General features: G+C 47.7%; 11 protein-coding genes. 8 read left to right on the plus strand and 3 right to left on the minus strand.

Annotated features, from left to right (window positions below; genetic code table 11):
• Window positions 1–493: 493 nt before the first annotated feature.
• Window positions 494–694 carry a hypothetical protein gene (locus HMPREF2955_RS15985; protein ID WP_139145569.1) on the minus strand — a complete coding sequence of 67 codons (201 nt, stop codon included), beginning with the start codon at window positions 692–694 and terminating at the stop codon, window positions 494–496.
• Entirely contained in the window at window positions 685–1032 is a 348-nt protein-coding gene (locus HMPREF2955_RS13540) for a hypothetical protein (protein WP_019187264.1), read from the minus strand. The genes HMPREF2955_RS15985 and HMPREF2955_RS13540 overlap by 10 nt, the downstream gene beginning before the upstream one ends.
• Before the next feature lie 585 nt (window positions 1033–1617).
• Here HMPREF2955_RS13540 and HMPREF2955_RS13545 point away from each other — a divergent pair.
• The 8 genes from HMPREF2955_RS13545 to HMPREF2955_RS13580 all read left to right on the plus strand — a co-directional run bounded on the left by HMPREF2955_RS13545 (window position 1618) and on the right by HMPREF2955_RS13580 (window position 9089).
• Window positions 1618–2499, plus strand: a complete 882-nt coding sequence (locus tag HMPREF2955_RS13545) for a cell division protein FtsX (protein WP_019187266.1) — start codon at window positions 1618–1620, stop codon at window positions 2497–2499.
• A 270-nt stretch (window positions 2500–2769) separates the two neighbouring features.
• A complete protein-coding gene (locus HMPREF2955_RS13550) occupies window positions 2770–3027 on the plus strand; it encodes a DUF3098 domain-containing protein (protein ID WP_019187267.1) in 258 nt (85 codons plus the stop codon).
• A 6-nt stretch (window positions 3028–3033) separates the two neighbouring features.
• Window positions 3034–3894, plus strand: coding sequence for an undecaprenyl-diphosphate phosphatase (locus HMPREF2955_RS13555; protein WP_070723950.1), 861 nt, complete (start codon window positions 3034–3036; stop codon window positions 3892–3894).
• Window positions 3894–4604 (plus strand): tRNA pseudouridine(55) synthase TruB, encoded by a 711-nt coding sequence (gene truB, locus HMPREF2955_RS13560; RefSeq protein ID WP_070723951.1) that lies wholly within the window; start codon window positions 3894–3896, stop codon window positions 4602–4604. The genes HMPREF2955_RS13555 and truB overlap by 1 nt, the downstream gene beginning before the upstream one ends.
• Before the next feature lie 379 nt (window positions 4605–4983).
• On the plus strand, window positions 4984–6150 hold the full coding sequence (gene queA / locus HMPREF2955_RS13565; protein WP_070723952.1) for a tRNA preQ1(34) S-adenosylmethionine ribosyltransferase-isomerase QueA: 1167 nt from the start codon (window positions 4984–4986) through the stop codon (window positions 6148–6150).
• Window positions 6151–6176: 26 nt separating this feature from the next.
• Window positions 6177–6569: a 2-amino-4-hydroxy-6-hydroxymethyldihydropteridine diphosphokinase gene (folK, locus tag HMPREF2955_RS13570; protein WP_070723953.1), complete on the plus strand. Its 393-nt coding sequence runs from the start codon at window positions 6177–6179 to the stop codon at window positions 6567–6569.
• A 287-nt stretch (window positions 6570–6856) separates the two neighbouring features.
• A complete protein-coding gene (locus tag HMPREF2955_RS13575; RefSeq protein ID WP_070723954.1) occupies window positions 6857–7999 on the plus strand; it encodes a lactonase family protein in 1143 nt (380 codons plus the stop codon).
• 232 nt (window positions 8000–8231) lie between these two features.
• Window positions 8232–9089 carry a GSCFA domain-containing protein gene (locus HMPREF2955_RS13580; protein WP_070723974.1) on the plus strand — a complete coding sequence of 286 codons (858 nt, stop codon included), beginning with the start codon at window positions 8232–8234 and terminating at the stop codon, window positions 9087–9089.
• 214 nt (window positions 9090–9303) lie between these two features.
• Here HMPREF2955_RS13580 and HMPREF2955_RS13585 read toward each other — a convergent pair whose 3' ends face one another.
• Window positions 9304–9738: a hypothetical protein gene (locus HMPREF2955_RS13585; RefSeq protein WP_070723955.1), complete on the minus strand. Its 435-nt coding sequence runs from the start codon at window positions 9736–9738 to the stop codon at window positions 9304–9306.
• Between the last annotated feature and the right edge of the window lie 81 nt (window positions 9739–9819).

Raw genomic sequence — 9819 nt, forward strand, 5'->3', positions numbered from 1 at the left:
ATCGCTATATATGTTTGTAAGTTATTGATTTTCAACTATAAAGCTACAAAATAATAGTGAGATTACCAACTTTTTAGGGAACTTTCTTATCCCGAACTGGCGTAATAATTTAAGTTTTTGAGTTGGGGAGAAGATATATTCGGGAGCTGGGGAGTTAGTAAGGTTTGCGAGTTGATGCGCTTGTGAGTTGGAGAGTTTGTAAGTTAGAGAGTAGATGTATTCGGGGGTTGGGGAGTTAGTGAGCTTGCTAGTTGATGACTTGATGAGTTGTGAGTTTGTAAGTTGATGAATTCAGGAGTTGTTGGCTATTGATGCGTTTATAAGCCCGCGGGTTGATTAATCCTGTACTTCGTATATGATGAGTAGTATTTGCCTTGTGTTGGCATCACAAAGACAACAAACTCCGCTCAATCTATAGAAAGATTAAAAGTTAAGACGGTTTCATATACTTCCTCTTTCATATGTCCCATTTTTAGTTATTTCTACTCGTTGTTCAGCCAGTTACACTGCCCCTTGTGTAGAAAGCGCGGAGCGTATTTCCAACTTTCACCTTTTGCTTGTCGCTGTCGAGCGGTGCAACAAAGACACAACAAGTCCGCACACACCATTGTGTGGACAACTCAGAGAACATGTGCAGTCCATCCGCTCGCCTTGCCGGCGTGGAGCCTGCTAGCGATTTTAAAATTAAATCCATCTTCTGGTAGACTTTAGCTTAGAGTAATACTCAATATCCTGCTGAACGATTGTCTGCGTAACAAATAATCTGCTTAATATTTCTTCAGAAATAGCCTCATCCTCTGCGCACCCAGTATTCTTTGCTAAGAGTACAAGTGCTTCCTTGATTAGGTAACTTTTGTTGGAAACAGGTATTTCATCATCACGTTTTACATTTATAATCAGTTTCTCTATCAGTTCTTTATTGGATTTGTTTACATAAAAGTCCTCCTCATTTGAATTAAAATCTTCGTTATAATAATCTTCTAAAATAGATTTAATTCTTTCTATCTCTTTTAAATAATACACCTCTTCCATTTTCTAATGGTATCCACCTTTTTATGAATACTGTTTGTTTAATTCATTGTTGCCCTAAACGCTTTTACTAAAAAGAAGTAACGCCAAGAATAAGCTTTATCTTAGTGATGAATATCACCTCGCCTACTCCCAATGGCAAAGATAACACTTTTCGTTCAAGCAATCGGTAAAACCCCAAAGAAAACACCAAAAAATCCAATAGCGACGTGTACGTCGATTTGGAAAGTGCAGGTATAAGAAAGAGAAAAGTCAATACCACTTCACCGGCAGAAACTATTCGTGGACACCTGCGATTACATCAGCAGGACGACCGACAATGACAGCAAAAGTAAAGTTACACATTTTTAGCCTACCGCCAAAGGTTAACGCAAACAGATTTAAAACTTTTTCTAGCTACTGCAAAGTTTTTTTTGCTCTTCCCAACGGCATTCTCTGGGCAATTAGATGCAACAAGCCTAATGCACCTACACCATCGCACTGCCTTCCCTATACCCCATTTTTCGCTAATAAGCGTTAAAAACATTGTATAGTTAGAGTTTTTTTCGTTACTTTGCAGGAAATTCGGTGTAATAGTGCCATTTTAAAATGAGAAAGAAACACAACAAAGCCCGCAGCCGCTACGGGTTGCAGGTAATAACGCTATGCATAAGCACCGCACTGGTGCTTATTTTGCTGGGCATAATAGTGCTCTCGGTATTCAGCACACGTAACCTTACCAACTACGTAAAGGAGAACCTCGTAGTGACCATGATGCTCGACCAAGACCTAACAAACCCCGAAGCGCAACGCCTTTGCACACGTTTGCAGGCGCGCCCGTACATAAAGAGCCTCTCCTTCATCAGTAAAGAGCAGGCCCTTAAAGAACAAACGGCCGCTATGGGCAGCGACCCCAGCGAATTTGTTGGGGGCGACAACCCGTTCCTGGCATCCATCGAGCTAACCCTTAAAGGCGATTACGCCAATAACGACTCGCTTAATTGGATTTCGAAAGAACTCAAAGCCTATCCCAAGGTGGCCGACATCACTTATCAACACGAACTGGTTGAGGACGTGAACAGTACCCTAAGCAAAATATCTTTGGTGCTGTTGGCACTGGCCGCACTGCTCACCTTCGTGTCGTTCTCGCTCATCAATAACACCGTTCGCCTGGGCATATACGCACGCCGTTTCTCCATACACACCATGAAACTAGTTGGTGCGTCGTGGGGATTCATCCGCCGTCCCTTCATTAAGCAAGCCGTCGGCGTGGGTATTGTGGCCGCCTTGTTGGCCATTGTGGTGCTGGCATGTTGTGTGTACGGGCTTTATCGCTACCAAGAGAATATGCTGAGCATCATCACTTGGCAGGTATTGGCCATAACGGGCTGTGCCGTACTGCTCTTCGGCATCTTCATCACCGCCATTTGCGCATACATTTCGGTGAACCGATTTTTGCGTATGAAGGCTGGCGAACTGTATAAAATATAATAGATTGCAAGGTAAGGCACACGCTGCCCATATATAATTAAGGTGTAATTCGACCGAAAGAAACGGCCGACACTTTGCTTTGAACAATCGCCACCATATATAAATAAGGAGTGCACCGACCGAACAAAGCGGAAAAAACATCCGCCTAACGCACGCCACACATTATAATTATATGGTGTAAACAAACATCGAAACATCAATGTTGAGGTCACTGTCGCACTACGCCAACACACGCGACATGGCCAACACACAAATACGAATACAACAAACATGGATAAAAAGAACTTCGCTTTCGACAAGATGAACTTCATCTTGTTAGCCGTGGGCATGGCAATTGTGCTATTGGGACTAATACTGATGAGCGGACCCGGCTCTACCGAGACCGCTTTCAACCCCGACATTTTCAGTGCCACACGCATCAAAGTCGCCCCCGTGGTGTGCTTTATTGGTTTCATCTCCATCATCTACGCAGTGATACGCAAACCCAAAGACCCGAAAGAGCAGCAGGAAGAGCAACAAGAGGCGTAACACGACATGGACATATTGCAAACCATTATCGTGGCCATCGTGGAGGGACTCACCGAGTTTCTCCCCGTATCGTCTACGGGCCACATGATTATTACACAAGCCCTGCTGGGCATCCATAGCGACGAGTTTGTGAAAGCCTTCGACGTTATCATCCAGTTTGGGGCCATCCTCGCGGTGGTGGTGCTTTATTGGAAACGCTTTTTTAGGCTCGACCACTCCACGCCTCCCGAAGGACTTACGCCTGTTCAACGCACATTGCGCAAGTGGGACTTCTACTATAAGCTGCTCGTTGCCTTCATCCCTGCGATGATTATCGGCGGACTTTTCAACAAGTACATTGATGCCTTGCTGGGAAACGTGATGGTGGTGGCCGTTATGCTCGTTGTGGGCGGCGTGTTTATGCTGTTCTGCGATAAGCTTTTCGGCAACGGTTCGCCCGAAACAAAGCTCACCACACGCCGTGCGTTCGCCATTGGCGTATTCCAATGCCTCGCGATGGTACCTGGTGTGTCGCGTTCCATGGCCACAATCGTAGGCGGTATGACACAAAAACTCACGCGAAAAGACGCTGCCGAGTTCTCGTTCTTCCTCGCCGTGCCAACCATGTTCGCCGCGACGTGCCTCGATTTGCTGAAACTTTTCCTCCACATGCATAAGACTGGCGACTATTCTATGCTTGCCAGCCATGTAGGAACGCTGGTTCTAGGAAGTGCGGTGGCTTTCGTTGTGGCACTCGTTGCCATCAAAGCCTTTATCGCCTACCTCACCAAATACGGTTTCCGCGCCTTTGGTGTGTACCGCATCATCGTGGGTGGCGCCATCTTAGCTTGGCTGCTCGCAGGTAATTCACTAGCAATGGTAGACTAATGAACATTCAAGAAGGTGAGATTATCTGTATTGACAAGCCTTACGAGATAACTTCTTTCGGGGCATTGGCACGAGTAAGATACCTGCTGTCGCGGCGTCTTGGCGTTAAGCGCGTAAAGATTGGGCACGCAGGAACACTCGACCCGCTTGCCACGGGCGTATTGGTGCTGTGTACGGGTAAGGCAACAAAGCGTATTGCAGAGTTACAAGCCCACACCAAAGAGTATGTGGCCACACTGCAATTGGGTGCCACCACACCTAGTTATGACATGGAACATCCTGTTAACGAGACTTTCGAAACAAGCCATATCACTCGCGAGGCTATCGACACCACCCTACAACAGTTTGTGGGCCAGATACAACAAGTTCCGCCAACATACAGTGCCGTAAAGGTGAACGGCGACCGCGCCTACGACCTTAGACGAAAGGGAAAAGACGTGGAACTGGCACCAAAGACGCTACGAATAGACGAAATAGAAGTGCTGAACTTCGACCCAAGCCAAATGCAACTCACCATCCGCGTGGTCTGCGGCAAGGGTACGTACATCAGAGCCTTGGCGCGCGATGTGGGACGAGCACTGCAAAGTGGCGCATATCTCACCGCCTTGCGACGTACAAGGGTGGGCGACATACGCGTAGAGAACTGCTTACAACTAGATTTCTTTAAGGAATGGCTCGACCAACAAGATATCGAGAACTCCCTTTCTTAGGAATAAGGTAGTAGGAGTAGAGGAGTAAGGAGAAAGGGAGCAAAGTTGTAAGGAGTAAGTAATAAGTAGTAAGGAAGTAGTCAGGAGCAAAGCCAATAATTTAGTTGCAGAGAGCGAAACGGACTTGTTAACTCATTAACTCGCTAACTTGTGAACTTGCAAACTCGTAAACTTGTAAACTTGTGAACTCGTAAACTTGTGAACTTGCAAACTCGTAAACTCGTCAACCTGTAAACTTGAGAACTCGTTAACTTGAGAACCTGTGAACCTGCAAACTCGTTAACTGGTTAACTCACCAACTCGTCAACTTGTAAACTCGTCAACTCGTCAACTTGTAAACTCATTAAGTAACAACCCCTCCACAATATAAAACATCAACATGAAGCTATCACAATTCAACTTCAAGCTGCCGCAAGAGCTAATCGCCCTGTATCCCAACAGCGTGTATCACGAGATAAAAAACGAAAAGGGAGAAAAAGAAATGTCGCGACTGACACGCCGCGACGAATGCCGACTGATGGTACTCCACAAGAAGTCGGGCACCATCGACCTCTTTCGTAAAGACAAAAAAGGAAAGCCAGTAAAGGGCGACTTCCTGCAATTCCGCGACGTGATAGACTATTTCGACGAAGGAGACACGTTTATTTTCAACGATACCAAGGTGTTCCCTGCTCGCCTATACGGCATGAAAGAGAAGACCGATGCCAAGATTGAGGTGTTCTTGCTACGCGAACTCAACCAAGAGATGCGCCTTTGGGATGTTCTGGTGGAGCCTGCACGCAAAATACGCATCGGCAATAAGCTATTTTTCGACGACAGCGGAACAATGGTGGCCGAGGTGATTGACAACACCACGAGCCGCGGACGCACGCTGCGCTTTCTCTACGACTGCGACCACGATGAATTCAAACGCTCGCTCTTCGCCCTCGGCGAATCGCCCCTGCCACGCTACATTATCGACAAACGCGAGAACCACCACGCCACGGAAGAAGACATGGAAGACTTCCAAACCATCTACGCGGCCAACGAAGGAGCCGTAACCGCACCTGCAACAGGGCTGCATTTCAGTCGCGAACTGCTTAAACGAATGGAAATTCGTGGCATCAACTCGGCTTTCATCACGCTGCATTGCGGATTGGGCAACTTCCACGACATTGAAGTGGAAGACTTAACCAAGCACAAAGTTGATTCCGAATCAATGCACATTGGGGCAGAAGCATGCGCCATCGTGAATAAGACCAAAGCAGAAGGCAGACGCGTTTGCGCCATCGGAACGAGCGTGGTGAAAGCCACTGAGACGGCCGTCGGCACCGACGGGATGCTGAAAGAGTACACGGGATGGACCAATCGTTTTATCTTCCCGCCCTACGACTTCGGACTAGCCGACACGATGATGGCCAATTTCTATCACCCACTCTCCACATTGCTGATGTCGACAGCGGCATTTGGAGGCTACGATCTCGTGATGGAAGCCTATCGTCTGGCGGTAGAAAACGAGTATAAGTTTGGCTGCTTTGGCGACGCATTGCTCATTCTCAACGACTAACAGCCGTGCACGAACATAAGGTTTACATGAGTCTTGGGGCTAACTTGGGCGACCGCGAAGGCAATATCAAGCTAGCCATCCAACAAATATCAGAGCTGATTGGCCCCGTTGTGCGCCAATCGGCTCTGCTCGAAACCACCCCTTGGGGGTTCAACTCGGCCAACACCTTCATCAATGCGGCTGTATGTAGCCAAACATCACTGTCGCCAAGAGAGGTGTTGAAGGCCACACAAGACATCGAACGCGCATTGGGACGCACCCAAAAAAGCACTGATGGACAGTACCACGACCGCCCAATAGACATCGACATCTTGCTTTACGACGACCTGCACGTGAACGAACCCGACCTCGTGATACCGCACCCACACATGAACGAACGTCAATTTGTTCTTCAACCACTGAGCGAAATCATCGAGTAATCCACCTGAACAGGCGTTCGGCGATGCCAATTGGCACCTTGCCAGAACGCAATCACAGAGTCAACTGCCCATGAGCGAAAAGCTTTGTCCCTTCTTTCGCCGCCAATTACAGGCAGACAAGGGTGCTTCCCACCTGTCGTTAGTTTCATATTTAAAAGTGATGTGCTGCCAATTACAAGCAGACAAGGGGGCTTTCCCCCACCCCACCTTTCATTATGGCTGTGCAAAAGCAGCATTAAGCTCTCCGCAGTAACAGCATTTCAAACCCCACACTATTCACCATTCTCATGCTCCATCCCCACCCTTTGCTTTCCCTTGTCCTCTCGGCATTGTCGCTTTGCGGTTTCGCCAAAGGCAAATCGTCTGCACAACTCACCCTCTTTGTTGGCACTTACACCGAAGATAGTCCTTCGGAAGGTATTTATGTGTTCCACTTCAACCAAGAAACAGGACACCTCTCACTTCGGTCTTCGGTCAAGGCAGGCAATCCCTCATTCGTGGTTTTGTCGCCAAACGGCAACCGATTGTATGCCGTGAGCGAGTTCAACGATGGCCGACAAGGGGCGTATTGCTTTGACTACAACCCGAAAACGGGGCGTCTTTCAAACCCCACTTTCGTCTCTACCAAGGCAGGCGACAGGCTCAACGACCCCGAAAATCGACCAGGTAGCGACCCTTGCAACCTCTACACCGATGGGCATTGCCTAATAACGGCCAACTATTCGGGTGGCGACATCAGTGCGTTTAAGCTCGACAAACAAGGCAGACTGCACGGAACTGCCCAACAGACGCGATTTAGCGGACGCGATTCGGCAGCCGTTTCGCACATCCATTGTGGACTTCCCACGCCCGATGGCAAGTATTTCTTGGCCACCGACTTGGGTAACGACTGCATACACAGATTTAATTTCTCACCCAACGGAACGGAAATCTTAACCAACCCCCAGGTGGTCTACGAAGTAAAACGTGGTGAAGGACCGCGCCACATCACGTTAGACAAGGGCGGAAAGTATCTCTATCTCATCAACGAATTGGGCGGAACATGCGTGGTTATGCGCTATAACGACGGGGAATTGACCGAAATTCAATCGCTAATGGCCGACGAAGGTGGCGGACGAGGTAGTGCCGACATACATATTAGTCCCGATGGCAAGTTTCTCTACACCTCGCATCGCTTGAAAAAAGACGGCATTGCCATCTTCTCCATCAACCCACAAACGGGCATGCTCACCAAGGTGGGCTACCAACTAACGGGACTTCATCCCCGAAACTTCACCATAACACCCAACGGCAAGTATCTACTTGTTGCCTGCCGTGACGATAATACGATACAGATTTTCGAGCGAAACGCCAACACGGGGCTACTCGCCGACACGGGAAAGCGCATCAATCTAGGTAAACCCGTTTGTCTAGTGCTTCGCAAATACTAGTCGGCAACTTCGCCCATAGCCCTTTTTCGCCCGCCTTTCACCCCGTTGCACCTTATATACAACAAGAGCAAAAGTTCCCAATATCCACTCGTGGCATAGCCCAATACAGGCCTACCACCATATAACCTCACCCATCAGGATGCACGAACATGCCCCAACAGCCGTGCAATTAATGCGTACTCGTCCTTTATATTGAGGTAGACAACACAACAGAAGCAAACCGTTCAACATGATGCAACTGCAAACTCCCGTAACCATCCCCCAGCCCAAATTCGACATTCCACCCTTCGAACGCATACTCCTTGTAGGCTCGTGCTTCGCCCAGAACATGGGCAAACGGTTTGTCGATGCCCAATTTCGGGCCACAGTCAACCCTTACGGCGTGATGTACAACCCCGCAAGTATTCTGCATACAGTGGAACGTTGCGGCGAAAGTCCTGCTGTGGCCATCTTTACGTTGGGCACAAACCATGTTTATTGTTGGAAAGAGACGGGCGAAATAGCCGACAACTGCCGCAAGCTACCCCAAAAGCTTTTTGAGGAAAAGGAGCTATCGGTAGACGAATGTGTGGATTTCTTGAACCAAGCCGTCGGCATTTTGAAGGAGCGCAACCCGCAAGTGCAGATTATTCTCACGGTCAGCCCCATCCGTTATGCCAAATACGGTTTTGTGGCTAGCGGCTTATCAAAGGCCACACTGCTTTTGGCCACGCACCGTTTGCTTGGCCTTCGTCCCGATTGTACAACGTATTTTCCCGCCTACGAGCTAATGAACGACGAGCTGCGCGATTATCGTTTCTATGCTCCCGACATGCTCCATCCCTCTGAACAGGCTGTGGAATACATCTGGCAACGCTTTGCCGATGCTTATCTCTCATTCTCTGCCCACGCCTTTTTAAAAGAATGGCAACCCCTGCAAGCCGCATTAAGCCATAAACCCTTCAATCCCGACGGCGCAGAATACAAGGCTTTCCTCGCCAAGACCCTGCAAGACATACGGGCTTTGGAAACAAAATACGGCCACAAACTAGACCTCTCGGTCTATGAAAACATGGCCAAACACGATGATCGAAACCAGTTCACACCGTAGAACACTTACGCATTGCAAGGTAAGACTATCCCTTATTAGAACTGATTTTGCGTAACCCATGCAGTTGCATGGTCACAAAACGTCCCACCAGCGAACAAGTTAACCCTCTATTAGTGGCAAGCTGTCTACTAAACCACGAGGTGTTAATCGGTACAACAGGTGCGTTTTGCATGTTTGCGTACTTAGAATGCACCTTCGTTATCTATAAATGGGCTTATTTCTTAGGAGGAGCAGCAGTCTTTACCCTTTGGTATCTATTGAAGACCATTGGGAAATACTGCACGTCGAAAACATCTTGGTTTAAGGAAAGTATAGTAAACCTCAAAATGCCCATGTACAAGTATCTCTTATCTCCATCAACTTTCACTTTCCATTTCTCACGATCATTTTCTTTTCCGTTAAGCAAAGTTATCAGAGTTCCATCAGCTTGAAATATCAAACGAATATCCGCTGCTCCACTCGTTTTCTCTCCCTTTTCATCAAAAAGCCCCAAGGCCTTCCATTCGCCCACGAACTTTGCTTGAAGTTCAGCAACAGATGCAGCCTCTTCATCCTTATCATTGTCCTTACTACATGATGTTAACGACAACAAGCTTGCTGTCATAGCCGTTAAGGCCACGAACACAAGATAGAGTAATTTCTTTTTCATAAGCGTACAATTTAGATTATTGATAGTGTTAATGCTATGTTCTTTTTGTTACTCGAAAAGTGCGTTTTCTCGCCATGACAA

The sequence above is a fragment of the Prevotella sp. HMSC073D09 genome, from assembly GCF_001814145.1.
In the GTDB taxonomy this organism is placed as follows: Bacteria; Bacteroidota; Bacteroidia; order Bacteroidales; family Bacteroidaceae; genus Prevotella; species Prevotella conceptionensis.